The following is a 24,600-nucleotide window of genomic DNA, read 5'->3' on the forward strand; positions in this document are numbered from 1 at the left end:
GCATGAGTGAGGCCACCGCGCCCGCCTTCAGCCTGGAACTGAGCGAAGACGTTCGCGACGTCCGGGACTGGGCACACGGGTTCGCCGCCGACGTCATCCGCCCCGCCGCCGCCGAGTGGGACGAGCGGGAGGAGACGCCCTGGCCGATCATCCAGGAGGCCGCCAAGATCGGCCTGTACTCCCTCGACTTCTTCGCGAACCAGTGGCTGGAACCGAGCGGACTGGGCGTCCCGGTCGCCTTCGAGGAGCTGTACTGGGGCGACCCCGGCATCGCCCTGGCCATCACCGGCACCGGTCTGGCCGCGGTGTCCGTGGCCGCCAACGGCACACAGGAGCAGCTCCTGGAGTGGACACCGCAGATGTTCGGCACGGCCGACGACGTCAAACTCGCCGCCTTCTGCTCCTCCGAGCCCGACGCGGGCAGCGACGTGTCGGCGATCCGCACCCGGGCCGTCTACGACCAGGCCAAGGACGAGTGGGTGCTCAACGGGACCAAGACGTGGGCCACCAACGGCGGTATCGCCGACGTCCACGTGGTCGTCGCCTCGGTGGAGCCCGAGTTCGGCTCCCGGGGGCAGGCGACGTTCATCGTGCCGCCGGGCACACCGGGCCTGAGCCAGGGGCAGAAGTTCGCCAAGCACGGCATCCGCGCCTCGCACACCGCCGAGGTCGTGCTGGACGACGTGCGGATCCCGGGGGCGTGCCTGCTGGGCGGCAAGGAGAAGCTCGACGAGCGCATCGCGCGCGCCCGTGAGGGCAGGCGCTCCAAGGGCCAGGCCGCGATGAAGACCTTCGAGGCCTCGCGCCCGACCGTCGGGGCGATGGCGGTCGGCTGCGCCCGGGCCGCCTACGAGTACGCGCTGGAGTACTCGACGCAGCGCGAGCAGTTCGGGCGGCCGATCGGCGACAACCAGGGCGTGGCCTTCACCCTCGCCGAGATGGCCACCCGCATCGACGCCGCGCGCCTGCTGGTCTGGCGGGCGGCGTGGATGGCGCGCAACGGCAAGGACTTCGACCACGCGCAGGGCTCCATGAGCAAGCTCTACGCCAGTGAGACGGCCACGTTCGTCACCCAGAACGCCGTGCGCATCCTCGGCGGCAACGGGTACACGCGCGACTACCCCGTGGAGCGGTGGCACCGTGACGCCACGATCTTCACCATCTTCGAGGGGGCCAGCGAGATCCAGAAGCTCATCATCGGTCGGACCATCACCGGACTGCCGATCCGCTGAGGCCACGCCGCGAGAACCCCCGGGGAACGGTCCTCCGGGGGTTCTCGCGCGTTCTCACCCGCTGGAGCCGGATCCGCTCACCGTGGTTCCAGGCGGGCGGTCGCTTGGTGAATCAATGAGGATTAATCGGGTTTTCCGTTTCCGGTTCGGCGTGGCTTTCCGATTTTTTTGCCGTTCGTTCGACGCGCCCTTCATGGTGCCTGTTCGTATCGTTTCTTGATTCGATGGATCCCCATGTGGAATGGCAATTGAGACAATACTGTCGGTAGCGTAACAGATGCGTTGCGTTACCCTTAGAAGTGCGGTGAGGTGGAAGTTGCCATCAGAAGGCGCTGTCCGCGCAGAACGGATACCCGTGCGCTATGGGGCGCACGGAAGACCGCCTGCGGCCAATAGGCGGTCGGGATCGGCGCGGACGGACTCGGTGCGGATGCTCCGCACCGCTGCTGAAAGGGGTAATCCAGATGAAGAAGACCTTCGCTCGAGTTCTCGTCACTGGTTTCGTCGTTCCGGCCATGGCCCTCACCGCTCCGTCCATCGCGTTGGCCGACTACGACTACGGCCACAAGCCCTCGAAGAAGAACGAGCTCTCGATCAAGGACAATGTGCTGAAGCACAAGAACATCGAGGTCAAGAACAAGCTCGAGAGCACCAACGTCAACGTCAACGACCTCACCAACGTGCAGGGGCAGCAGCAGGAGCAGGAGCAGGAGCAGGAGCAGGAACAGGAGCAGGAACAGGAGCAGGAGCAGACCGGGGTCGAGCTCGGGCTCTAGCCCTGACACGGACATCCGCCAGGGGTTTCCGCCACCGGCGCGACCGGGTCCGTGACGTCCACGGGCGACGGTCACCTGGTCATCAAGGGGGGCCCGCTCGAGTATCGGGTCGGGTCCCTCCCTCGTCCGGCTCCAGATTCCACCACGACGGGGACGGGTCCTGGGACCGCCCCGTCGTCGAAGGGGGAAACCAGATGAAGAAGGTCATCACCCGTGTGCTCGTCGCTGGGCTCGCCGCCCCGGCGCTGGCCCTCGGCCCAGCGGCGATCGCCATGGCCGACGTCGCCGGCGCCCACGACGACGCGGCGGGACACGGTACGGGCGACTTCTGTGCCGCGTCGAGCCCTGGTTACGGGCGCGACCACTCCGACTGCGGCAACGGCGGAGGCCGCCCGTACCCGGACACCCGGCCCGTCATCAACGTCCACGTCCACAACCACCTGGACGTGGACAACACGAACGCCAACGACCTCGACAACACGCAGGTGGAGGCGCAGGATCAGACGCAGGACGCCGGGCACGAGGTCACGGCGGAGCAGGTCAGGGGGTAGGTGCCGAGGAAGTTCCCAGAAACACAGGACACGGCGAGTCCGGAGGAGGGCGCCGACCCGACCACCCGAGGTCGGGGTCGGCGCCCTCCCTCTTGCTCCCTGGAGCCCGCCCGAGACCCGGTAACGTGGTCCGGAGGCCCCCACGTGATGTTCCTGTACGTCTATCTCGCCGTCGGCGCCGTGACGGCGCTGCTCTTCCACCTCGAGGCTGAACGCGCACTGGGTCTGGACCCTGACCCCGAGTGCGTGCCGTGCCGCGACAACCGCGCGTTCTTCCGTCGGATCGTCGGTGACCTGCCCGTCGTGACCCCCGCGGCCTGGGGGTTGTCCCTCCTGGTCGCAGCCGTGGTCTGGCCCCTGTCCGTGTTCATCGTGGTCGCCCCGGCCAGCCATCGGCCGTTCTGTCCGTTGCGCAGGAGGGGCCGCTGACGGCCGCGGGAGGCGGCACGGGATCGGCGCCGTCTTCCCGGTTCGGAGCTCCGGCGGGCCTGGTGGGGCCACGAACACCGAAGGCCCCGGCCGGTCCACGGTCCGGGCCTTGTGCATATCCTGGTGCGCTGCGGCGGAGAACGGGGAGCCGGGGTCCTGGTGGTTGTCCCTCGCCGCGTTTTCCCATTCCGGTCGAAGGTCAAGGACATCCCTCGCCGCGCGTTGTCGTTCGTCGCGATTCCGACGAGCGCGCCACCGATGGGACGCGTTGTTGGTGAACGGCGGTTCCCTTGAGAATTCAGGGTGAGTCGCCGCTGTCCCCGTCCCCGCTGCGGGCGTCTGGTGCCGGATGAGGCGCCCGGACCGGATGGGATCCGTCCCGTGTGTTCTCAGAGCGACGATGTACTCCGGCCCGTCGGCCGACCGTAGGCATCGGGGCGGACGAGGTCTCCCTTTTTCCAGACCCAACGCGGCTGTCGGGGTTTCGGTGCCCGCCCCGTACCGCCGACATCTCGGCCGGTCCCCGGCGGCGGACGAGACGCCGCTCCACGGACCCCGGTGACACGACCGCGGCGGTCATCGCCGTGTGTACCGGGGCCGCACGTCCACGTGACCGACGCTCTCCGGGGCCGAGGCTCAGCGCAGGAGGAGGAACGCGGCCATGGCCGCGGCGCCCAACAGGGCTCCGACCCCCACCTGCCCGGGCGTGTGCGCACGCAGCCGCACCCTGGACCAGCCGACCAGGAGCGCGAGCGGCCAGGCCACCAGCGCCCCCGCCCATCCGCCCAGGGCGGTGGCCGTGCTCGCTCCGACCGCGGCCGCCAACGCGTGCACCGACACCTTCCAGGACCACCGGTCCGTCACCACCCACACGACCGCGAGCACGGCCCCCATGGTCACCCCCAGCGTGACCAGGTCGGTCGGTCCGCCGAGCGCCAGGACCAGGACGGTTCCGGCCCCCACGGACACCGCGCCCACGACCAGGGGCCACCTACGGCGCGCCCGGTCCGCGACGTGGTGGTCCTCCCACCGTCCGGCGCGTACGCCACCGAGCACGAAGCCCATGGGGATCACCGCCGAGAACAGGACGCAGACCGCCGACCACACGACCGCCTGACCGGCCGTGTCCGTGGAGTCCCAGGCGACGGCCGCGACGACCGCCGTGACGATGATCGCGGGCGCCAGCGCCTCGGAGACGATCCGGGCGGCCGTGTCGACCCACCGGCGGGTGTCGGCGGTCTCGTGCATGTGCGGGGCTCCTGGGGTCGTGCCGCCGTGTCGTGTCGGTTCCCGGTGAGCGGTCCCGCGACCACGGCGTGGTCGCGCACGAGGGTAGCCGCACCCCGGAACCGCGTCGGTCGGCGCCGGGGCGACCGCCGCGTGGACGGGGCGGACGGGACGGCGGACACCGCGTCGTACACGGCCGTTCCCAGGCACACCGCTCCGGCCTCGGTCTCCCACCTTCCGTTCCGCTCCCGACGGTCGGCTCAGGCGGGGGCGGGAGGCGGGGTCAGCAGGCGCCGGGCCGCGTCGGCGGCCAGGAACGCCGCCTCCTCGGGCACTCCCCGTTCCCGCACCAGGTGGCGGCGGACCAGGGCCAGGGGCAGCTCCACCACGGCCAGGGCGACCCGCTCCCTTGCCCGTTCCTCCGGTTCGCCGGGGTCGCGCAGGTCCCGCGCCAGCACGGCCAGGAGCGCCCCGACCTCGGCGTTGGCCGACCTCAGGCGCACGCGGTCGGCGTCCGGCCACGCGGTCTCGTCGAAGTCGGCGGACCGCCACAGCAGGATCCGGGCCAGGTCCGGACGGGACCGGCTCCACTCCAGCACGTACCGGGCGGTGTCCACGGCGGCGGTCAGGGGTTCGGATGCGGACAGCGCGGCGCGGCAGCCCTCCTGGAAGGACTCCAGGGCGTGCATCCACACCGCGGCCAGGAGGGCGGGCCGGTTGGCGAAGCGGTGGTAGAGCGATCCGCTGGGGGCTCCGGCGGCGCGCGCCACCGCCGCCATCGTCACCGCCGCCGGCCCTTTCTCGGCGGCCAGTCCGACGGCGGCCGCGACCAGGTCGTCCGTGCTGAAACGTGCGGGCCTTCCCATGGCTGGGAGCCTATGCCCTATCCTTTTTTAGAGATACCTCTCTAAAATAATCCGCAAGGAGTGGGCATGGGTGTCTACAACCTCCACGAACGCCGCCTTCCCATCGCGCCCGAGCGTGCGGGAGCCCTGGTCGACGGTCTGTCGTCCCCGGACGACCCCCTCTGGCCGAGCCGCGACTGGCCCGCGATGCGCCTCGACGCGCCGCTGGCCGCCGGGGCCGTGGGCGGCCACGGGCCCATCCGCTACACGGTGGAGGAGTACGTCCCCGGCCACTGGGTGCGGTTCCGTTTCCAGGGGCCGCGCGGTTTCGACGGATTCCACGAGTTCACCGTCCGCCCCGACGGCTCCGGAGGGGCGGTCCTCAGCCACCTGCTCGCCATGCGCACGCATGGTGCGGCCCGCCTGAGCTGGCCCCTCGTCTTTCGCTGGCTGCACGACGCGCTGCTGGAGGACTGTCTCGACCGCGCCGAACGCGCCGGCACCGGAACGGTCCGCGCCCCGGCGCGGTGGAGCCCGTACGTGCGCCTCCTGCGCCGGGTCCTCTCGCGGCGCTCGCCCGCCGCGCAGGCGCGGCCGGTCGGCTGAGCCGTCGCGGATGAGCCGCCGCGTCCGCCGGGGCGGCCCGGCCCCCGCCCCGGCCCGCCCCCTACGCTGACGGTATGAACGCCAACTCGGGCAACGGCGCCCCCACCATCACCATCCCCGCCCGGTTCAACGGACCGGACGGATCGGGCAACGGCGGCTACAGCGCGGGGCTGCTCGCCGCCCGCCTCACCACCGAGGGCGGCCCCGCGGTCACGGTCACCCTGCGCACCCCGCCGCCCCTGGACCACCCGCTCACCGTGGAGGGCGCCCCCGCCACCGGCCTGCGCCTCACCGACCCCGAACGCACCGACCGGGCGCACCTCGTCGCCGAGGCCCAGACCGCCGAACTCCCCGACCGCCCCGCCATCCCCGGCGGCCCGGTGACCGCAGCCGAGGCCAAGGAGGCGGAGAAGCGCTACCCCGGCCTGGTCGAGCACCCCTTCCCGCACTGCTACAGCTGCGGTCCCGCCCGTCCCGAGGGCGACGGCCTCCGCCTGTTCGCGGGGTCCGTGCGCCCGGCCACCGGCCCCGACGGCCAGGGCAACACCGTCGCCTGCACCTGGACCCCGCACGCCGACCTCGGCGACGGCTCGGGCGCCGTCGTCCTTCCCCAGACCTGGGCCGCCCTCGACTGCCCCGGAGGCTGGTCCAGCGACGTCGTCGGCCGCCCCATCGTCCTCGGCCGCCTCACCGCCCGCGTCGACCGCGCACCGCGCGTGGGGCACACGTACGTGGTGATGGGCCACCTGGAGTCCGTCGACGGACGCAAGACCCACACCGGCAGCGCCGTGTACGACGCGGACGGCGCCCTGCTCGCCGAGGCCCACGCGACCTGGATCGCGATCCGCTCCTGAGCAGCGGCGCACCCGCGAAGGCGCTACGGTGAATCCTTGTGGCGATCGACTACACGCAGCGGACGGCCCTGACCGACGGCGATGACACCTCCGGCACCCCCGTGCCGGAGGCCCCCGCCCGTGCGCTCGGACGCGGCGGACGCGGCCGGGGCGGGCGCGACCCCGAACGGCGCCGCGCCATCCTGGACGCCGCCGACAGGGTGATCCAGCGCGACGGACCCGACGCCCCCATGCTGGCCATCGCCGCCGAGGCGGGGATCAGCAAACCGATCCTGTACCGGCACTTCGGTGACAAGGGCGGCCTGTACCGCGCCCTGGCCCAGCGCCACGTCGACCCGCTCATCGAACGCATCCGCGCCGAGCTGCACGAGCACGCCGAGCTGGAGGTCCGCGCCCGCGCCACGGTCGGCGCCTACCTGTCGATGATCTCGCAGAACCTCAACCTCTATCGGTTCCTCATGGACCGGGCCACCTCCGAGGACCCGCGCACCCGCGGTGACCTGGGGCTCATGGTGCGCCGCCTGGGGGAGGAGCTCGCCGAGCAGCTCGCCAGCGAGGGGCGCGTCACCGGCCGCCCGCACGCCCAGATCGTCGCGCACGCCGTCGTCGGCATGGTCCAGGCGGCGGGCGAGTGGTGGTTGGAGCACCCCGAGGTCAGCGAGGACGAGATCATCGAGGACCTCACCGGAGCCGTCGTCGGCGCGATCCGCGGCGGCTGACCCGCCTTTGCCGAACCCGGTCCCGGATTTGGCTTGACCTGGAGCGCACTCCAGGCCCCATGCTCTTCCCCATGAGGGACTACTACACGCCCGGTGAGGTCGCCGAACGGTTCGACCTCACACTCGACACCCTCCGCTACTACGAACGGGAGGGCCTGCTCCGACGGGTCGACCGTTCCCCCAGCGGACACCGGCGCTACCGTGCCGACGACGTCGAACTCCTCGGCCTCGTCCGGTGCCTGCGCGACACCGACATGCCCATCGCCCGTCTGCGCGAGTTCGCCGAACTCGTCCAGGCGGGCGACCACACCATCCACGATCGGCTGGACGTCCTCCAACGCCACCAGGACCGGCTGGACCAGCGCATCGCCGAGCTGCGCGCCCACCAGACCGCCATCCAGCACAAGATCGACTACTACGTCGGCGTGCTCGCCGACAACGCCCCCCGAACGGTCGAGGAGACCTCCTGATGCGCTACACCACCATCGGCGACCGCCGTGTGAGCGCCCTGTGCCTGGGCGCGATGAAGTTCGGCAGTGAGACCGACGACGCCACCGCCTCCGCGCTGCTCGACCGCTTCGTCGAGGCGGGCGGAATCTTCGTCGACACCGCCGACAACTACCAGTTCTGGGTCGAGGGCTTCGAGGGGCACGAGAGCGAGACCTTCCTCGGGCGCTGGCGCCGGGAGCGCGGTGTCACCGACGAGGTGTTCGTCGCGACCAAGCTCGGCGCCATGCCGACCGTGCCCGGCACCGGTCTGGAGACGGCGGAGGGCCTGTCCGCCGAGGTCGTCGCGCAAGCCGCCGAACGCAGCCGCGAGCGCCTCGGGGTGGAGCGGCTCGACGCCCTGTACGCCCACATCGAGGACCGTTCGGTGCCCCTGGAGGAGACCATGGGCGCCTTCGCCGCACTCGTGGAGGAGGGGGTGGTCGGCGAGGTGGGCCTGAGCAACCACCGGACCTGGCGTCTGGAGCGGGCCCGCGCCGTCACCGAGGCCCACTCCTGGCCGCGCCCCCGGCTGCTCCAGTACCGGTACAGCTACCTCCAACCCCGCGTGGACGTGCCCCTGACAGCCACGGCGCACGTGCACGTCACCCCGGAACTGCTGGACTTCGTCCGCGCCGAGGCGGCCGAGGGCCGAGAGCACACGGTCGTGGCCTACACCTCGCTGCTGTGGGGCGCCTACACGAGGCCGGACAAGGAGCTGGAGCGCGCCTACGACCACCCGGGGACGGCCGCCCGCCTGGCCGCGCTCGACGAGGTGGCCGCGCAGACCGGGGCCACCCGCAACCAGGTCGTCCTCGCCTGGCTCATGGACAGCGACCCCGCGGTCGTGCCGCTGGTCGGCGTGAGCACCATGGCACAGCTCGACGAGGCGATCGAGGCCACCGACCTGACGCTCACGAAGGAGCAGTGGCGGCGCCTCGCCGACGCGAACTAGGTGCTCTCCGGGCGCCCCGCCCCGCCCACCCGTCACCCGAGGGCCGGGTGGGCGGGCCTCCCAACGGACGCCTCGCGGCGCCCGGACCCCACTCCTCGGGCGACCGCCCCGGAAGTAGAAACCAGGGCAAACCTCGCGATTCATCCCATGGGTGTACACGTGTTGTTTTCGCCATGGGGTGACCGGATACCTTCCTTGATGGCGGCGGGCGGGGCCGCGCCGCCGCGGTCCGCCGACCCGTGGGAGGGGCGAGTTGCCCGAGGACACCTACCACCAGATCCACTTCGCCTGGGCGGAACCGACCCTTCTCGGCCGGGTCGGCCCGGGCCCGGCCGCCTCCTCCCTCACCGAGGACGACCAGCCCGCGCTGCGCTCCTGGCGCGACCGGCTCCTTCCCGCGCTCACCGCCGACTACCGCTCCGCCCTTCCCGGCACCGAACCCGCCGACTACCCCGAGACCCTCTGGGCGCGCGCCTACCCCGACGGGCGGGCCGCCCTCGTCTACCGCTGGCCCGGCGAGGTCCGCGACGCGCACGCGTGGGCGATCGTGGGACCGGCGCACGGCCTCACGTTCCCGCGTGTGCTGTCGCTCCACGAGAACCCGAACACCCGACCCTCGCCCACCCGGCCGCCCGACCCCGGGTGGGCGACCATGGACGCGCTGTCCACCCCCGACCCCTGGGAGCGCACCGCCGCCCCCGGCGCCGTGCGCACCCGCGACCGCCGCGCCGCCGAGACCGCCGTCGCGGGCGAGCCCGTCCTCGTCGGTGCCGTGGCCGCCGCCCTGGCCCGTCCCGACCTGCCGATCCACATCGGCCTGGACCCCGAGCGCGCCGATCTGTGGCAGGCGGTCCAACTCCGGTTCCTGTGGGGCGTCCACCGCGTCCTGCGCGACGTCCTCACCCCGCCCCGGGCCATCCCCGCCGCGGGGTGGAGCTGGTCCTTCTCCACCTACGACCCCGTGCTCGGCGCCGCCGACGGCCAGCACCTGTCGTTCGGTCCGCCCGTGGCCGGAGCCCGGGCGGGCTTCCTGCGCCCGCCCGCGCCCGACTACCTCGCGGTGGCCGAGTCCCTGGTCGCGCTCCTGCGGGACGAGGGCGGCGACGTGCTCGCCGACCACCTGCGCGAGTGCGGTGTGCCCGAGGCGCCGACCTTCGCCGACCGCCGCGACCTGCTGTGCGACTGGCTCGACCCGCAGGCCCGGGCCCTGCCCGCCGAAGACGAAGCCGGTGCGACGGGCGGGCCGGTCACCGATGCCGACCCCGGAGCCGCCCGGGAGACCGTCACCGCGGACGACATCCCGCCCGCGACCGACCTGCCGGACCTCGACGACGTCCCCGAGCCGGAGTGGCTGCCTCCCGAGTACGAGCCCCCGGCCGACCTCGATCCGGTCGACCCACCGGAGTTCGCCGACGTCCCGGAGCCCGATGACCTCCCGGAGTCCATCGACCCGCCGGGGCCCGACATCCCCGCGGAGCACGACGATCCTTCGGAGCCCGTCGACCCGCCCGGGCTCGACAAGCCCGACGACCTCATCGAACCCGGCTGTCTCACCGCTCCCGAGGCCCCCACCGAGCCCGCCGGCCTGCCGGACCTCCCCGAGGTGGAGCCACCGGAGACCGAGGACTCCGATGAGCCCCAACCCCCGCCCCTGTGGCCTCTGGCTGAGCGCGAACCCCACGCGGAACGGGAGTCTCATACAGAACGGGAACCCCGCGAACCCTCCGCCCCGCCACCGGTCGCCCCCAACCCCCGGTCCCCCGAGGACGCACCGCCCCTGGACCTGTCCCCCGAACCGGATTACTCCACCGAGACCGCGCTCGTCCCGGACGAGATCGTCAGTGACGAGATCCCCGACGACAACTGGCCGACCCAGTACGCCGACATCCCCCTGACCCGCCTGGAACGGTGGCACTCCCGCCGCGGACCCGAGGGCGCGCGGGTGGACGTGGTCGACGCCCGCGCCGCGATCCGGGCCGAACGGGCCGAACTCCACCGCGTCCTCGACGAACGGGACCGCTACCACACCGAGGTCCAGGACCTGCGCCGGGAGGTCGCCCGTCTGGACCGGCCCTGGCTGGAGGCCCATGAGGAGGCCCCGGCCCCCGTCGAACCGTCCGGGCGGCGGCGCACGTGGGCGGTGGTGCTCCTGGCGGCGGTCGTGCTCCTCCTCGGTCTGGAGGTGGGCGCGCGGTCGGGGACGGGCGTCACCGACCTCCTCGCCCTCGTCTGGGGAGCGCTCCCGTTCGGCTGAGCCCCCGCAGTCCGTCAGCGGTCGCGCGGACGGCGCCCACCCGGTGTGGATCGGCCGACCAGGACGGCCAGGACGGCGAGGCCGCCGCCCCGGTCATCGACCCGCTGGTCCCGCGCGACGCGGAACCGGTCGCGGGGTAGCCGGCCCGCACCACCGAAGCGGCATCGGGCCCACCGCCTCCACCCGGGCGCTCAGGACACCACGGCCCAAGGAGAACTCCTGGGGGACCGCGACGGGAACCGGTGAGACTCGCCGACGGATGAGCGCAGCGCGCGACGAGGGCGCCTCGCTCGTACCCTCATATCAGCTTCACCCGAACACCACGCCATCCGTGTTACCGGCAGGGCACCAGCCGTTCCAGATAAAGCGTGGAAACCGAGAAACACGGAAAGCGAGTTACTTCGCGTCGTGGGGAGTCCGACCGGCGCGCGTCACCCGACGGCACAGGAGGTGGCATGACGGCTCCGCGAACGACGGCACGGGCGCGCGACGCCCGCGAACGCCCCGGACCGCCCTTCCCCGCCGCGCACGGAGACGGTTTCCCGCACGAGGCGATCACCTCGCACCTGCGGGACTTCCTCACCGGGCGGGGCCGCGCCGTCGAGGAGCTGGACGCGGACTTCGCCGACGAGGTCCTGCGCCGCCTGACCGGGTTCGTGCTCGACGGGGGGAAGCGGACCCGACCGGTCTTCGCCTGGTGGGGGTGGCGCGCCGGTGGCGGCGCCGACGACGGCCCCGAAGCGACCGCCGCGCTGCGTGCGGCCTCGGCGCTGGAACTCGTCCAGGCGTTCGCCCTGGTCCAGGACGACGTCATGGACCAGTCACCCGTACGCCGGGGCAGGCCCGCCCTGCACGCGGACCTCGCCGCCGACCACCGCTCGGCGGGGTGGTTCGGTGACCCCCGGCGCTACGGGGACAGTGTCGCCCTCCTCGCCGCCGACCTCGCGCTGATCTGGGCCGAGGACATGTTCACCGAGGCCCTGGCGGGCATGGCCGACGCCCGTGAGCGGGCGCGGCGCCCCTGGCGCGCCATGCACGCCGAGATGGTGGTCGGCCAGTTCCTGGACCTGCGCTCCCAGGCCGGATCGGACGACACGGAGTCCACCCCGGCGCGGGTCAACCTGCTCAAGACGGCCTCCTACAGCGTCGAGCGCCCGCTGCACCTGGGAGCGGAGATCGCCGGGGCGACCGGGGCGGCCACGGCGGGCCTGCGCCGGTACGGGGCGGCGATCGGCTCCGCCTACCAGCTGCGCGACGACCTGCTCGACCTCTACGGCGATCCGGCGCGCACGGGTAAGGCGGTCGGCGGCGACCTGCGCCAGGGCAAACGCACCCTGCTCGTGGCCGTGGGCCTGCGCCGGGCCCGGGAGAACGGCGACACCGACGCGGAGCGGACGCTGACGTCGGCGATCGGGGACCCCGGCCTCACCGACGCCGACGTGGCCACCGTCGCCGACCTCCTGGTGGACCTCGGAGCCAGACAGGCCGTGGAACGACGGGTGGACGATCTCGTCGACGAGGGAACGCGCGCCGTGGCGGAAGCGCCGATCACGACCGAAGCGCGCGGGGAACTGCGACGCAGAGCCGGTGCGGCGACCACCCGCCTGAACTGAGCGGACCCGCGGCCGCCCGGGAACAGGCCGGAGCCGACCCGGGGAACGGTGCCCGCCGACGTGCGGGGCCCGTGCCCCACAACCGACCGACGGAGAAGAGAGCCCGTGAAGCCGTACGCAGGAGCACCGCGCACCGTCGCGGGACCCACCGACCACGTCGTCGTCGTGGGCGCGGGAGTCTCCGGACTGGCCGCCGCCCTCCACCTCCTGGGAGCCGGCCGATCCGTCACGGTCGTCGAACGCGACGGGTACCCCGGAGGCCGCGCGGGGCGGGACGAGGCCGACGGGTTCCTCATGGACACCGGGCCCACCGTGCTGACCATGCCCGACCTGATCGACGAGGCCCTGTCCGCGGTGGGCGACTCCCTCAGCCGCCGCCTGGACCTGGTCCGGCTCGACCCGGCCTACCACGCCCGGTTCGCCGACGGCTCCGCCATCGACGTGCACACCGACCCCGAGGCCATGGCCGAGGAGATCAACGACAGGGTCGGCGGACGGGACGCCCGGGGCTATCTGCGCCTGCGCGACTGGTTGAGCCGCCTCTACCGGCTCCAGATGCGTACGTTCATCGACGCCAACTACGACTCCCCGCTGCGGCTGTTCACCCCCGAGCTCGCGCGGCTGGCCGCCATGGGCGGGTTCGGACGCCTCGAACCGGCGATCGGGCGCTTCGTCGCCGACGAGCGGCTGCGCCGGATCTTCTCCTTCCAGGCCCTCTACGCCGGAGTCACACCCCAGCGGGCGCTGGCGGCCTACGCCGTCATCTCCTACATGGACACGGTCGCGGGCGTGTACTTCCCCAAGGGCGGGATGAGGGCTCTGGGCGACGCGCTCGCCGACGCCGTGGCCGACGCCGGAGGCACCGTCCACTACGGACAGGACGTGCGACGCCTGGAGCGCCGCGGAGACCGGATCACCGCGGTCCACACCCGTGACGGCGCCCGGTTCGGATGCGACGCGGTGGTGCTCACCCCGGACCTGCCGATGGCCTACCGGATGCTGGGGCGCGTCCCCTGGCGGCCGGTGCCGCTGCGCTTCTCGCCCTCGGCCGTGGTCCTGCACGCCGGGGTCGACCGCGCGTGGGCGGGGGACCACCACCACACCATCTCCTTCGGCGCCGAGTGGGAGCGCACCTTCGACGAGATCTGCCGAAGCGGAACCACCATGGGCGACCCCTCCCTGCTCATCACCCGCCCCACGGCCACGGATCCCGGTCTGGCGCCCCCCGGGCACCAGCTGTACTACGTCCTGGCTCCGTGCCCCAACCTGCGCACCGGCCGGATCGACTGGGGACGCGAGGCCGACGGCTACCGCGACAGCCTCGTCCAGACCCTGGAGAAACGGGGGATGGACGGGTTCGGCTCCGCGATCGTGACCGAGCGGTTGACCACCCCGCTGGACTGGTCGCGCCAGGGGATGGCCTTCGGCACCCCCTTCGCGGTCGCGCACACCTTCGCCCAGACCGGACCGTTCCGGCCGCGCAACCTCGTGTCCGGCACGGGCAACGCGGTCCTGGCCGGATGCGGCACCACCCCGGGCGTCGGCCTGCCCACCGCCCTGGTCTCCGGCAAACTCGCGGCCGCCCGGATCGTCGGCCAGGCGGCCGTGGCCGGGGGGAGGCGCTGATGGGCACCGCCTTCGAACTCGACGCGGCGGGTATCACCGGAGCCGCGCTGCGCCGGGACTACGCCGCCAGCCGCGCGCTGCACGCCCGGCACGGACGCACCTACTACCTGGCCACGCGGGTGCTTCCGCCCGAGCGCAGACCGGCGGTGCACGCCCTGTACGGGTTCGCCAGATGGGTGGACGACATCGTCGACGATCCCGCCCCGGGACAGACGGCCGAGCGGACCGCCGCGCTCCTCGACGGCGTCGAGCGGGAACTGGACGCGGCCATGGCCGGAGGGCACGCCCGAGCCCCGCAGGTGCGGTCCCTGGCCGACACGGCGCGCCGGTACGCGATCCCGCAGGAGTACTTCACCGCGTTCATGGCCTCGATGCGCGCGGACCTGACCGTCACCGACTACGCCGACTACGCCGCGCTCAGCGGCTACACGTACGGCTCGGCCGCCGTGATCGGCCTGCAGGTGCTCCCCGTCCTGGGCACCGTCGTCCCCCGGAGCGAGGCCGAGCCGCACGCGGCGGCGCTGGGCACCGCCTTCCAGCTGACCAACTTCCTGCGCGACGTCGCCGAGGACCTCGACCGGGACCGGATCTACCTGCCCGCCGACGTCCTGGCCCGCCACGGCGTCGACCGCGAACTCCTCCGGCACTGCCGGCGCCGCCGCAGCCAGGACGGCCATGTGCGCGAGGCCCTGGCCGAGCTGGTCGACCTCAACCGCGCCGTCTACCGCGAGGCCGAGCCGGGGTGCGCGATGCTCTCCCCGGTCGCGCGCCCGTGTGTCGAGACCGCCCTGCACCTGTACCGCGGCATCCTGGACCGGATCGAGGAGGCCGACTACGACGTGTGGTCCCGGCGGCACCGGGTCCCCCGAGCCCAACGGGCCCGTGTCGCGGTGCCCGCACTGGGCAGGGCCCTGATGGCACGGGCCCTCGGCGCCTGACCGCACAGCACGTCCCCGCCCGTCCCGACGACCCCGAGGAGGCCACGGATGCCGCAGCCCGTTCCCGAACCAAGGCGGTCCCCCCTGCGCCGGCTGCCCGCGACCCGCTGGAGCCGACAGGCCCCCACCTGGCGGGAGGCCTCACCCGCGGTGATCGGCGCCGCCCTCAAGCGCGCCCTGGCCCGCCCCTCCGGCAACTGGTACGTGTTCGCCGCCAGCGACGAGGTCCGCGCGGACCGGCCCTTCGGGCGGGTGGTCGCCGGGACGGAGATCGTCGCCTGGCGGGACTCCGAGGGCGGCCTGCACGCGGCCCCCGGCGCCTGCCCGCACCTGGGGGCGCCGCTGTGCCGGGGCGCCGTCGACTCCGGCCGCCTGGTGTGCCGCTGGCACGGGCTGTCCCTGGGGGCCGAGGGCTTCCCGGGATGGCGGCCCTACCCCTGTCACGACGACGGGGTCCTGGCCTGGGTCCGCCTGGACGACGTCGGCGGCGAGGAGCCGCTGCCCCGGCCCGTGCTCCCCGAACGCCCCGCGGCGGCGACCGCGCTCACGGCGGTGGAGAGCCTCGTCGGGCGGTGCGAACCCGAGGACGTGGTGGCCAACCGTCTCGACCCGTGGCACGGGTCGTGGTTCCACCCCTACTCCTTCGTGGGGCTGCGCGTCACCGAGACGCCGCCGGAGGGCGCCCCCGACCCCGACCGGATGGTCGCCGAGGTGGCGTTCAGGGTCGCCGGCAGGTGGGGGGTGCCCGTCCGGGCCGCGTTCTCGTGTCCGGAGCCGCGCACCGTGGTCATGCACATCATCGGGGGCGAGGGGGAGGGCAGCGTGGTGGAGACCCACGCCACCCCCCTGGGCGTGCGCGACGGCGTCCCCTCGACGGCGGTCATCGAGGCGACCGTCGCCTCCTCCGAGCGCGCCGGATTCCGCCTGGCCGCGCGCGCCGCCCCACTGGTGCGGCCCCTCATGCGCGCCGCGGCCCGGCGCCTGTGGCGCGACGACCTCGCCTACGCCGAACGGCGCTACGCGTTGCGCGCCTCCGGGCGCTGGCCCGGCTGACCCCCCGAGCGCGCCCAGCGGGCCAGCGCCCGCAACGGGCCCCAGCGCCCACGCCGGGGCACGCTCCAGAGCCGGTGCCCCGGCAGTCCCCAGCGGCCCAGCAGCGCGTTCGCGGCCATCAGACCGCTGGTCGCGGCACGTTCCATGAGGGCCACGGGCAGGTCCACGCGCACGTGGTCGCCCGCCACGACCAGCCAGGGGTCGGACGTGGTGGGCGTCAGACGGCGCTCGTAGCCGCCCGGCGGGAAGAGCGCGCAGTCCGCGCGCATCTCGTGGCGCTGGTCGACGACTCCCGCGTGCGCGGTCTCCGGGAAGACCCGGTGCAGCTGGGCGATCAGCCGCTTGCGCTCGACGTGTTCGTCGCAGGAGGCGGGCAGCGCGTAGGCGTGCAGCTCCACCACCGACCCGCCGGTGCTCCGCGCCCAGCGGGCGGCCTCGTCCTCGAACCGCTCCAGCACGCTGACGTTGTCCAGCGTGGGGTAGCCGGCGGTGCCCAGGAAGGCGGGGCGGTCCGGGCGGACGGGCCGGTCCAGCCACAGCCGGCTGACGAGGAAGGGCGGGGCGCTCGCAAGCTCCAGGGCCCGGCCGCGCCAGTCCCGGTCGCCCAGGCACGGGGAATCGGCGACCAGGCCGCGCAGTCCGGGGACGTCCGTCGCCAGGACCACGGCGTCGAACTCCTCGGCCGCCCGGCCCTCCGTGTGGACGGCGAAGCGGCGCCGCTCTCCCGGAGCGACGCGGGACACGGGCGCCGAGAGGCGTTCGCCCACCCCGTGCCGGGTGAGGTAGGCCGACCAGGGGTGCCAGATCGCCTGGGGGAAGGGCGTGTTGGCGACGTCGAACAGCAGCCCCTCGCTGGAGCCCAGGAAGTACAGGTGGAACATGACGGCGAGCTCGGCCGCCGACAGCTGGGCTGGGTCGGCGAAGAAACTGCGCGAGAACACCTCGAAGGCCAGGTGCCGGGCGCGCGGGGGGAAGCGGATCGCCTCCAGCAACGCGGGCGCGTCCCGGTCGTCCAGCCTCGTGTAGACACCGGGGACGTCCACGTCCAGCAACTGCACGGCGGCGGCGACGTTGACCCGGGCCAGCTCGCCCGCGGGAAAACTCGGGCTGCGCGCCGCCAGCGCGAGCGCGTTCAGGGGAGGCCGCGCCGGAAGCCCGGTGAACACGTCGCGCCCGCCCCGGGCGTGGACGAGCGGGTAGTCGGGCACGGGGCTGAGCATGCCCAGGCCGGGGTCCAGGCGGGCCAGCAGCGCCCGCAGGTTGTAGTACTGGCGGAAGAAGGCGTGGAAGCCGCGGCTCATCGTCGCGGCGCGGCCGTCGGCCAGGACGGTCGGCCACCCCCGCAGGCGTCCGCCCAGGTCGGGCTCGCGCTCGAACACCGTGGCGCGCACACCGCGCTCCGACAGGGCCGTGGCCGCGGCCAGCCCGGCGATGCCCCCTCCGACGATCGCCGCCCGCGGCGCGTCGGCGGCTTCGGGTCCCGTGGGAGGGGCGGGGTCGATCACCTCGGCGCGCGGGTCGGCGGGCGACCACGTCATGAGGCTCCTTCGGCCGCAACCCCGCCGAGGAACGTGTGCGTGACGCCCCGCTGCCAGCCGGGGAGCGGTAGGGAGCGCACGTTCTCCAGCCCCGCCCGACCCATGCGTCGGCGCAGCTCGGTCACGCCGTCGAAGTCCAGGACGCTGCGCCACAGATAGCGGTAGAGGTCGGACCGGCCGGTGACCAGGCGCCCGAGGGGGATGATGACGCCCCAGCACACGAGCGACCACACCAGGCGCGCGGCGGGTGAGTCGGCCACGGAGTACTCGTGCAGGACCATCCGGCCCCCGGGCCCGAGCAGGTCACGCATCACCCCCAGGGCGGCGTCGGTGTCCGGGCAGTTGCGCAGCAGATAGGCGGCGAACACCGCGTCCGAGGGGCCGCCCAGGCGGTCGGCGGACAATTCCTCGACGCGTGCGTGGATAAACCGGACATTCGGCTTCCATTTCTTCGCGCGCGCTCGGGCGAGCATGCCCTCGGAAGCGTCCACACCGATGATCCGCGCGCGTGGGAAAAGGCGCGCCAGAGCCGCCGTCGAGGCCCCGGTTCCGCAGCCCAGGTCGAGCACGCGCATACCCTCACCGCCTCGTGGGAGCGCCAGCCTGCGCGCCGACAGACGCAGGTGCCGGTGGTATCCGGGGTTGGCCGCGACGAGTGTGTCATAGGACGCCGCCGCGCGGTCGAACTCATCGGTGACCGCACCGGACTTCATTCCGAGAAATGGCCGAGCCATGATCCCCCAGAGACGGTATCGAATCGGAGTCGGATTCCATGACATGCTAACCGCCATGCGGGAATTCGATCTGGTCATCGTCGGCGCCGGCGCGGCCGGTCTCACTTTGGCACACTTCGCGGCGAAAATCGCCCTGCCCGGAATCGGCCCCCCGGAGATCGCGCTGGTCGAACCGCCGGCCGGGCCGGCGCGCCCGGGGGACCGGACCTGGTGCTTCTGGGAACGCGGCCCGGGCCCGTGGGACGGCGTCCTCGCCGCCCGGTGGGACACGCTGTCCGTCATCTCCCCCTCCGGGGCCAGACACGAGCAGGCGATCGGTCCGCTGTCCTACAAGATGCTCCGCTCCCGGGACTTCGAGACGCACGTCCGCGCCGGTTTCGGCCCCAACGTCCACCCCTGCGCCGCGACGGTCACCGCGATCGACGACGGCGCCGACCGCGCGACGGTGCGTGCCACGCGGCCCGACGGCGCACCGGTGTCGCTCGGGGCCGCGCACGTCTTCGACTCCCGCCCGCGCCCGGTGCCGCCCGGCGCGCGCACCACGCTGCTCCAGCACTTCCGCGGCTGGTTCGTCCACACCGAGGACGACGTCTTCGACCCGGGTACGGCGTCGCTCATGGACCTGCGCACCCCCAGGCCGCGCACCGGCGTCTCGTTCGGCTACGTGCTCCCGACGTCCCCGCGGGAGGCCCTGGTGGAGTACACCGAGTTCAACCGCGACGTCCTGGACGAGGACGGCTACGAGGCCGCCCTGCGCCGGTACACCGGTCAGGTGCTCGGCCTGGAGCGGTTCACGGTCGCCGCCCGCGAACAGGGCGTGATCCCCATGACGGACGCGAGGTTCCCCACGCGCGTCGGCCGTCGCGTGTTCCGGATCGGCGCGGCCGGAGGCGCCACCCGGCCGTCCACCGGCTACACCTTCGGCGGCATCCAGCGCCAGGCGGCCTCGGTGGTCCGCTCGCTGGAACGGGGCCGGGATCCGGTACCTCCGATCCCGCACCGCCACCGACACCTGGCCATGGACTCGGTCCTGCTGCACGCCCTGGACTCCGGGCGGTTGGACGGCGCGGAGTTCTTCGCCCGGCTCTTCGCCCGCAACGACACGCGCGAGGTCCTGGAGTTCCTCGACGGAGGGTCGACGTTCGGCCGCGAACTGGCCATGGGCCTGACCACCCCCGTCGCGGCGATGTCGGCGGCGGTCGTCGAACGGGCGCTCGCGCCGCTGCGGGCCGGTGCCGCTCCGGAGCGGCACCCCCGATAGCCTCGTTGCCGTTCGTCCCGTTCCGCACCGAAGGAAAGAGGCTCCCATGTCGGAGGAGCTGTCCGTGCGCGTCGACGGCCACGTCGGCGTTCTGGAGATCCATCGCCCGCCCCACAACCACTTCTCCCTCGACGTGCTCACCGAGCTCGCCGACGCCTCGGAGGAGCTGGCCGCCGACGGGTGCCGCGCTCTGGTCTGGTGCTCGGAGGGCAAGAACTTCTGCGCCGGGGTGGACTTCGCGGGGGAGGGGGTCGGCCAGAGCCCGGTCCACACGCTCAGCGCCCTCTACGGCCAGGGGCTGCGCCTGTACACACTGCCGGTCCCGGTGATCGCCGCGGTCCAGGGCGCGGCCGTGGGCGGCGGACTCGGGCTGGCCTGCGCCGCGGACTTCCGGGTAGCCTCGGCCGCCACCCGTTTCCACGCCAACTTCGGTCTGCTCGGCCTGCACCAGGGGTTCGGGCTGAGCGCCTCCCTGCCCCGCGTCGTGGGTGGCCAGAAGGCCGCCGAGATGCTCTACACCGCCCGCCGGGTCCCCGGCGAGGAGGCGCACGCGATCGGCCTGGCCGACCACCTGGTCGAGGACGGCCAGGTTCGGGAGGGCGCGCTGGAGTGGGCCCGTCGGATCGCCGCCCGCGCTCCGCTCGCGGTGCGTTCGATGAAGGCCACCATGCGCGCCGACCTGCTGGCCGCGCTGCCCGCCGCCCTGGACCGCGAGATCGTCGAACAGACCCGCCTGATGGACACCAAGGACCACGAGGCCGGGATCAGCGCCTCCCTGGCCCGCGGCACCCCGGTGTTCACCGGCCGGTGAGGGTTCCCGTCGGTCGGGGCGGTTCCCGCAAGTGGGGTTCCCGCCCGGTGCGGCCGGGTCACTCGGCGACCGCCGGGTACAGCCAGGGATCCTCGTCGTCCGCACAGCCCTCCCGGTCCGGTTCCCACCGGTCCGAGACGTCGACGCGGACTCCGGCCGCGGTGAACGCCTCGCGGACCCGCTCGGTCATGTCCTCGGACATGTAGTGGTGGTGCAGGTCGAGCCGGTCGAGTGACCGGAAGGCCGGGGCGTCGAGGAGGACCCGGGCGCCCTCGTCGGTCAGGGCGCCCAGGGACAGGTCGAGGGTGCGCAGGGTGGGTGTGACGGGTGCCTCCGCCAACGCCCGGACCCAGTCGTCGGTGAACTCGGCGTTGCGCAGCCCCAGGTGGGGCAGACCGGGGAAGGCCTCGCCCGACAGGAGGGAACCGCAGTCCTCGGGGGTGGCCGCTCCGTCCTCCGCCACCCCCAGCCACAGTTCCAGGTGTTGGAGCCCGGGCAGCGAGACGCCGACGATGCTCTCCACCACCTCGGGGTCGATCCCGCTGCTCTGGACGGTGAGCCGCCGCAGTGACCGGTGCTGCCCGACACCGAACCGGAGCCCGCCGCTCCCGCGCACGGTGAACTCGGTGAGCCTCGGGTAGGCGGCCAGCAGGGGACCCAGATCGCCGTGCCGGATCCAGGAGGCCTCGCACTCCTCCCGGAGGATCTCCCCGAAGAAGAGCGCGCGCAGGCCGGTCAGGCGCGGAGCGAGCGCGATGAGCCGGTCGCGGAGCCCGTCCGACTCCGTCGACTCGAAAGGGGAGCCGAAGGGGAACTTCCCGACGATCAGGGCGGTGATCGCCCGGGTGTCCACCGTCTCGGTGAACCGGTCCAGGTAGGCGTCCAGCTCCTCGAACGGTTCCGTCCGCGCTCCGACGCCGGGCAGGGGGCTGGGCGGCTCCATGCGCAACCGCCACGCGAACGCCCCCGGATCGTCGATCGCGCGCGAGACAGTTCCCCGTCCGTGTCCGGCCCCCGGTCTTCACGGGGCCGGTTGCCGGAGGCGCCACGGTCGGTGAACTCGACGACGGGCGAACCCACGAACCGGGTGAGGTGCTCGTCATTCGGCATGGGTGTACTTCCTGGTGGGGGAGGTGGTGGTCGGCTCCTGTGTACCAGTCCTCGACGGCACCGGACGGCCACCCGCCCCAGGGCGCCGTCCCCTCGTCGGGCGAGGGTGAGGACCGCGGCCGGTAGGCGGAGGTCGCGACGACGGTTCCGCCCGGTGTCCGGTGCCCGACCGGCGCTGACCCGGGGCGGGGAGTTCGCGCGAACGCCGGACCGCGTCCGATCCCCGGCGCTAGCGTGGCGATCATGGTTGACACCACTCCCACGACACCGTTCCCCGAGTCGATCCCGCCCCGGCTGTGGGCCGCTCTGCGAGACCTCGACCTTCCCCGTGCGGTCCTGCGCGAGCTGCAGGACGAACCGGACGAGGCCGGACCGATCCTCCTGGAGGCCGCCGACCGGATGGAGCGCGCCGGACGGTCGGACCAGGGCCGGGCCCTGCTCGAAGCACTCCGGGAGCACCCGCCGGTCCCCGAGGACGCCCAGTACGCCTCGATCGAGATCATGCGGCGGCTGCGCGCCAGCGGCGAGGCCGACGCGGTGCGGGAGGCGGAGGGGATGCTCAAGGAACTCCTGCGTCCCGGCCGCCTGGAACAGGGGCCCGCCGACCTCCTCGCCGAGGACCTGCAGGAGGCGGGAGACCTGGAACGGGCGCTGCGCTGCGCCAACATCGCCTCCCGCGACCTGCTGGCCGAACCGGCCGACGACCTCGTCGACGCCGACGCCGCCACGATGCGCCCGCTCGTCATCCGCGCCCGTGTACGCGGTGAGATGGGGCTGCCCATGGACGACCATGACGAGGCGGGCCTGACGGTGGCCATGCGTCTGCTCCAAGAGAACACGGTCCCGGACTGGGACGAAGGCCTCGACGCGTGGGACGAGGGCATGCCCGGCCCGGACGACGAGCCCGTCCCGCCGCACGGACTCCTCCGGGGGATCCAGGTCCTCGTCTCGCGGGACGACTTCGCCGAGGCGCGGTCGCGGGGCCTGCTCACCGGTGACGCCGCCGACGAGGGGCCGGACGCCTACTTCCGGGCGGCCGAACAGGTCCTGCGGGACTCGTCCGGGGAACGCCCCGCGGTGTCGTTCCACACGGTCCTGTTCCGCGCCGAGGAGATGGCGTCCTTCGCCGAGGCCGAGGGCCTGGACCCCGCCGACGCCGACACCCACCGGGCCTGGGCGGAGGCCCGGATCCCCGACGGCTCACCACGCCTGCTGCCCTGGCCTCCGGGACGCAACCAGCCGTGCTGGTGCGGTTCGGGCCGTAAGTACAAGAAGTGCTGCGGCTCGGCGGCCCACCGCTGAGCGGTCCGCCTCCCGCGGGGACCCGGTGCCGTCACCGCCCGAGCCCCACCCGGTCGAGTTCGGCCAGGAACCGCCGCTTGCGCCGGTGCTCGGCCCGCAGCCCCTCGACGAACTCCCGGCCCTCCGCCGAACGCCCCAGGCGCTCGTAGATCCGGCACACCTTCCGGGCGAGCTCGGCCGCCTCCGGATACAGCGCCGGGTTGGTGAGCGCCACCTTCGCGGAGATCCGCGGCAGGTACACCTCCAGGGCGTCCGCCGGGTGCGAGGCCTCCCGCAGGGCGGCGAGCCGCAGCCACTGGCGGTCGTCACAGCCGTGTTCGACGGCGGCCTGCCACGCACCCTCGGCGTCGCCGTCGGCCAACAGCACCTCCACCAGGGTGCAGGGGAGGTGCGGCTGAGGCCTGCGCGCGGCGGACCGCCGCAGCAGTGCCAGCGCCTGCTCACGCCCGGCGGGCCACGCGTGCTCCGGGGTGTCCGCGCGCAGACTCTGATAGGTCCGCACCCGCGGAGAACGCTCGAACACCTCCCACCGCAACCGCTGGACCTCCTCGTCCCGTCCAGCGCCCCGGTAGGCGCCGATCGCGTAGTCGGCGAGCCGTTCGTCCAGCCGACCCGTGTCCTCCGCCAGCCCTCTGAGCGCCCACTCCAGGGCCTCGTCCCGGCGGCCCGCCTCGTCCAAAGCCGCCACGATCCCGGCGTAGTGCACGTGTCCCGGGTCCGCGGCGTACGCCCGCACCAGCAGGTCGGTCTCGCCCGCGACCCGGGCGAACTCGGTCATGAGGAACCGTGCGGTCCAGTCGCCCTCCGGCCGTTGTGACCGGACCCGGGCCAGCTCCTGCCCGTAGTGCCGGAGACCGTCCTCGCCGAGTGCGTCCGCGTACGTCTCCACCAGCAGCTCCGGAACGCCGCTGGCCCCGTTGAGCTGCCGGTCCAGCAGCCAGTCCGCGAGCCGCTCGCGATCGACGCCCGCCTCCGCGCAGGCCTCGACGTGGATCTCCACGAACCGGTGCGCTGCCTCGCCCACGTCACCGTCGGAGTCGTCGACCATGCCGCCGTGTTCGTCCAAAAGTTCGATCGCGCGGCGACCCAGCTCCTCCGCCTCCGCCGCCATCCCCCGTTCGAGGAGGTCGGCCAGCTCGTCGGCCACCCCGTGGACCGCGTCCGCGTAACCCCGTGCCTCGCCGTAGTCCACGAGGTCGACGGTCCGCAGCGCGCTGTCGACCATGACCCGTAGGGAGGCGGTGTCGACCTCGTCCCCGGAGGAGGCCGCGCGCATCTCCAGGCGGCGGCGCAGTCCGGGTGAGGCGGTAGCGGCCTCCAGCACCAGGTCGACGAGCTCACCGTGGCCGAGCGACTCCAGATACGCGCGGGTGTCCGGGGCGGAGGGGACCTCCACCCCGTGTTCGAGGTTGTACAGGTGGACCAGGCCCAGCGCCACGCAGTGCTTGCAGAAGTTGCCCTCCTCCGCCCAGGGACAGTCGCAGTCCCAGACGAGACCTCTCCGGCCCGGGGTGAGCTCCACCCGGTAGGAGTGGGTCCCGGTGACGGTGGCGCGCACCGTGTTCCCGTCGACGGTCAGGCCCGTGACCTGGGAGACGTAGTCGACACCGCGTGCGTAGGATTTCCGCCCGGCGAGTTCGAGGAGGTCCTCCATGGAGAAGGTAGGCATGGGGCCATTCA

Annotated in this window: 23 protein-coding genes; 17 read left to right on the forward strand and 6 right to left on the reverse strand. The window is 73.4% G+C overall.

Annotated features, from left to right (window positions below):
- The first annotated feature begins 2 nt into the window (after positions 1-2).
- The 4 genes from KIK06_RS04275 (at position 3) to KIK06_RS04290 (ending at position 2,988) form a co-directional block, all read left to right on the forward strand.
- Entirely contained in the window at positions 3-1,232 is a 1,230-nt protein-coding gene (locus tag KIK06_RS04275) for an acyl-CoA dehydrogenase family protein (protein WP_268641982.1), read from the forward strand.
- 464 nt (positions 1,233-1,696) lie between these two features.
- On the forward strand, positions 1,697-2,008 hold the full coding sequence (locus KIK06_RS04280) for a hypothetical protein (RefSeq protein ID WP_017597308.1): 312 nt from the start codon (positions 1,697-1,699) through the stop codon (positions 2,006-2,008).
- Positions 2,009-2,202: 194 nt separating this feature from the next.
- Positions 2,203-2,559, forward strand: a complete 357-nt coding sequence (locus tag KIK06_RS04285) for a hypothetical protein (RefSeq protein ID WP_017597309.1) — start codon at positions 2,203-2,205, stop codon at positions 2,557-2,559.
- Positions 2,560-2,703: 144 nt separating this feature from the next.
- Positions 2,704-2,988 (forward strand): hypothetical protein, encoded by a 285-nt coding sequence (locus KIK06_RS04290; protein WP_268641983.1) that lies wholly within the window; start codon positions 2,704-2,706, stop codon positions 2,986-2,988.
- Between the two features lie 636 nt (positions 2,989-3,624).
- Here the strand turns inward: KIK06_RS04290 and KIK06_RS04295 are convergent.
- Together KIK06_RS04295 and KIK06_RS04300 are read right to left on the reverse strand one after the other, a co-directional pair.
- Entirely contained in the window at positions 3,625-4,236 is a 612-nt protein-coding gene (locus tag KIK06_RS04295; protein WP_268641984.1) for a hypothetical protein, read from the reverse strand.
- A 239-nt stretch (positions 4,237-4,475) separates the two neighbouring features.
- Positions 4,476-5,081, reverse strand: a complete 606-nt coding sequence (locus KIK06_RS04300; protein WP_268641985.1) for a TetR/AcrR family transcriptional regulator — start codon at positions 5,079-5,081, stop codon at positions 4,476-4,478.
- A 66-nt stretch (positions 5,082-5,147) separates the two neighbouring features.
- Here KIK06_RS04300 and KIK06_RS04305 point away from each other — a divergent pair, with 66 nt between their 5' ends.
- The 10 genes from KIK06_RS04305 to KIK06_RS04350 all read left to right on the forward strand — a co-directional run bounded on the left by KIK06_RS04305 (position 5,148) and on the right by KIK06_RS04350 (position 16,164).
- Positions 5,148-5,666 (forward strand): SRPBCC family protein, encoded by a 519-nt coding sequence (locus KIK06_RS04305; protein ID WP_268641987.1) that lies wholly within the window; start codon positions 5,148-5,150, stop codon positions 5,664-5,666.
- Between the two features lie 74 nt (positions 5,667-5,740).
- Complete coding sequence (locus KIK06_RS04310) at positions 5,741-6,520, forward strand: hypothetical protein (RefSeq protein ID WP_268641988.1); 780 nt, start codon at positions 5,741-5,743, stop codon at positions 6,518-6,520.
- 38 nt (positions 6,521-6,558) lie between these two features.
- Positions 6,559-7,239: a TetR/AcrR family transcriptional regulator gene (locus KIK06_RS04315; RefSeq protein WP_268641989.1), complete on the forward strand. Its 681-nt coding sequence runs from the start codon at positions 6,559-6,561 to the stop codon at positions 7,237-7,239.
- Positions 7,240-7,310: 71 nt separating this feature from the next.
- Positions 7,311-7,709 carry a MerR family transcriptional regulator gene (locus KIK06_RS04320; RefSeq protein ID WP_026127365.1) on the forward strand — a complete coding sequence of 133 codons (399 nt, stop codon included), beginning with the start codon at positions 7,311-7,313 and terminating at the stop codon, positions 7,707-7,709.
- Entirely contained in the window at positions 7,709-8,680 is a 972-nt protein-coding gene (locus tag KIK06_RS04325) for an aldo/keto reductase (protein WP_268641992.1), read from the forward strand. Before KIK06_RS04320 ends, KIK06_RS04325 begins: the two co-directional genes overlap by 1 nt.
- A gap of 253 nt (positions 8,681-8,933) precedes the next feature.
- Complete coding sequence (locus KIK06_RS04330; protein WP_268641994.1) at positions 8,934-10,934, forward strand: hypothetical protein; 2,001 nt, start codon at positions 8,934-8,936, stop codon at positions 10,932-10,934.
- A 455-nt stretch (positions 10,935-11,389) separates the two neighbouring features.
- Entirely contained in the window at positions 11,390-12,547 is a 1,158-nt protein-coding gene (locus tag KIK06_RS04335) for a polyprenyl synthetase family protein (RefSeq protein WP_268641996.1), read from the forward strand.
- A 105-nt stretch (positions 12,548-12,652) separates the two neighbouring features.
- On the forward strand, positions 12,653-14,173 hold the full coding sequence (gene crtI / locus KIK06_RS04340) for a phytoene desaturase family protein (protein ID WP_268641997.1): 1,521 nt from the start codon (positions 12,653-12,655) through the stop codon (positions 14,171-14,173).
- Positions 14,173-15,111: a phytoene/squalene synthase family protein gene (locus tag KIK06_RS04345; RefSeq protein ID WP_268641998.1), complete on the forward strand. Its 939-nt coding sequence runs from the start codon at positions 14,173-14,175 to the stop codon at positions 15,109-15,111. Before crtI ends, KIK06_RS04345 begins: the two co-directional genes overlap by 1 nt.
- 48 nt (positions 15,112-15,159) lie before the next feature.
- Positions 15,160-16,164 (forward strand): DUF5914 domain-containing protein, encoded by a 1,005-nt coding sequence (locus KIK06_RS04350; protein ID WP_026127367.1) that lies wholly within the window; start codon positions 15,160-15,162, stop codon positions 16,162-16,164.
- Here the strand turns inward: KIK06_RS04350 and KIK06_RS04355 are convergent.
- Together KIK06_RS04355 and KIK06_RS04360 are read right to left on the reverse strand one after the other, a co-directional pair.
- Entirely contained in the window at positions 16,128-17,702 is a 1,575-nt protein-coding gene (locus KIK06_RS04355; protein ID WP_268641999.1) for an FAD-dependent oxidoreductase, read from the reverse strand. The two genes, KIK06_RS04350 and KIK06_RS04355, sit on opposite strands and share 37 nt — an antisense overlap.
- The gene (locus tag KIK06_RS04360) at positions 17,699-18,415 is read right to left on the reverse strand and encodes a class I SAM-dependent methyltransferase (RefSeq protein WP_268642000.1); all 717 of its coding nucleotides are present in this window, start codon (positions 18,413-18,415) and stop codon (positions 17,699-17,701) included. The genes KIK06_RS04355 and KIK06_RS04360 overlap by 4 nt, the downstream gene beginning before the upstream one ends.
- A gap of 76 nt (positions 18,416-18,491) precedes the next feature.
- Between KIK06_RS04360 and KIK06_RS04365 the strand changes: the two genes are divergently transcribed.
- Together KIK06_RS04365 and KIK06_RS04370 are read left to right on the forward strand one after the other, a co-directional pair.
- Entirely contained in the window at positions 18,492-19,697 is a 1,206-nt protein-coding gene (locus tag KIK06_RS04365) for a lycopene cyclase family protein (protein ID WP_268642001.1), read from the forward strand.
- A gap of 46 nt (positions 19,698-19,743) precedes the next feature.
- Entirely contained in the window at positions 19,744-20,508 is a 765-nt protein-coding gene (locus KIK06_RS04370; protein WP_268642002.1) for an enoyl-CoA hydratase/isomerase family protein, read from the forward strand.
- A 58-nt stretch (positions 20,509-20,566) separates the two neighbouring features.
- On the opposite strand, the gene KIK06_RS04375 is transcribed toward KIK06_RS04370, so the two are convergent.
- On the reverse strand, positions 20,567-21,451 hold the full coding sequence (locus KIK06_RS04375) for an STM4015 family protein (RefSeq protein WP_268642003.1): 885 nt from the start codon (positions 21,449-21,451) through the stop codon (positions 20,567-20,569).
- Positions 21,452-21,861: 410 nt separating this feature from the next.
- Between KIK06_RS04375 and KIK06_RS04380 the strand changes: the two genes are divergently transcribed.
- Complete coding sequence (locus KIK06_RS04380) at positions 21,862-22,920, forward strand: SEC-C domain-containing protein (protein ID WP_268642004.1); 1,059 nt, start codon at positions 21,862-21,864, stop codon at positions 22,918-22,920.
- Positions 22,921-22,951: 31 nt separating this feature from the next.
- On the opposite strand, the gene KIK06_RS04385 is transcribed toward KIK06_RS04380, so the two are convergent.
- Positions 22,952-24,589, reverse strand: coding sequence for an SWIM zinc finger family protein (locus KIK06_RS04385; protein WP_268642005.1), 1,638 nt, complete (start codon positions 24,587-24,589; stop codon positions 22,952-22,954).
- Positions 24,590-24,600: the final 11 nt, after the last annotated feature.

The organism is Nocardiopsis sp. EMB25 (genome assembly GCF_026797795.1).
In the GTDB taxonomy this organism is placed as follows: domain Bacteria; phylum Actinomycetota; class Actinomycetes; order Streptosporangiales; family Streptosporangiaceae; genus Nocardiopsis; species Nocardiopsis lucentensis.

Bases quoted from the DNA above. Each gene is read 5' to 3' on its own strand.
- KIK06_RS04285 (WP_017597309.1), top strand. From the start codon at position 2,203: ATGAAGAAGGTCATCACCCGTGTGCTCGTCGCTGGGCTCGCCGCCCCG.
- KIK06_RS04325 (WP_268641992.1), top strand. From the start codon at position 7,709: ATGCGCTACACCACCATCGGCGACCGCCGTGTGAGCGCCCTGTGCCTG.
- KIK06_RS04365 (WP_268642001.1), top strand. From the start codon at position 18,492: ATGCGGGAATTCGATCTGGTCATCGTCGGCGCCGGCGCGGCCGGTCTC.
- KIK06_RS04300 (WP_268641985.1), bottom strand. From the start codon at position 5,081: ATGGGAAGGCCCGCACGTTTCAGCACGGACGACCTGGTCGCGGCCGCC.
- KIK06_RS04345 (WP_268641998.1), top strand. From the start codon at position 14,173: ATGGGCACCGCCTTCGAACTCGACGCGGCGGGTATCACCGGAGCCGCG.
- KIK06_RS04275 (WP_268641982.1), top strand. From the start codon at position 3: ATGAGTGAGGCCACCGCGCCCGCCTTCAGCCTGGAACTGAGCGAAGAC.
- KIK06_RS04320 (WP_026127365.1), top strand. From the start codon at position 7,311: ATGAGGGACTACTACACGCCCGGTGAGGTCGCCGAACGGTTCGACCTC.
- KIK06_RS04305 (WP_268641987.1), top strand. From the start codon at position 5,148: ATGGGTGTCTACAACCTCCACGAACGCCGCCTTCCCATCGCGCCCGAG.
- KIK06_RS04380 (WP_268642004.1), top strand. From the start codon at position 21,862: ATGGTTGACACCACTCCCACGACACCGTTCCCCGAGTCGATCCCGCCC.
- KIK06_RS04335 (WP_268641996.1), top strand. From the start codon at position 11,390: ATGACGGCTCCGCGAACGACGGCACGGGCGCGCGACGCCCGCGAACGC.
- KIK06_RS04375 (WP_268642003.1), bottom strand. From the start codon at position 21,451: ATGGAGCCGCCCAGCCCCCTGCCCGGCGTCGGAGCGCGGACGGAACCG.
- KIK06_RS04385 (WP_268642005.1), bottom strand. From the start codon at position 24,589: ATGCCTACCTTCTCCATGGAGGACCTCCTCGAACTCGCCGGGCGGAAA.
- KIK06_RS04280 (WP_017597308.1), top strand. From the start codon at position 1,697: ATGAAGAAGACCTTCGCTCGAGTTCTCGTCACTGGTTTCGTCGTTCCG.
- KIK06_RS04360 (WP_268642000.1), bottom strand. From the start codon at position 18,415: ATGAAGTCCGGTGCGGTCACCGATGAGTTCGACCGCGCGGCGGCGTCC.
- KIK06_RS04295 (WP_268641984.1), bottom strand. From the start codon at position 4,236: ATGCACGAGACCGCCGACACCCGCCGGTGGGTCGACACGGCCGCCCGG.
- KIK06_RS04350 (WP_026127367.1), top strand. From the start codon at position 15,160: ATGCCGCAGCCCGTTCCCGAACCAAGGCGGTCCCCCCTGCGCCGGCTG.
- KIK06_RS04370 (WP_268642002.1), top strand. From the start codon at position 19,744: ATGTCGGAGGAGCTGTCCGTGCGCGTCGACGGCCACGTCGGCGTTCTG.
- KIK06_RS04355 (WP_268641999.1), bottom strand. From the start codon at position 17,702: ATGACGTGGTCGCCCGCCGACCCGCGCGCCGAGGTGATCGACCCCGCC.
- KIK06_RS04310 (WP_268641988.1), top strand. From the start codon at position 5,741: ATGAACGCCAACTCGGGCAACGGCGCCCCCACCATCACCATCCCCGCC.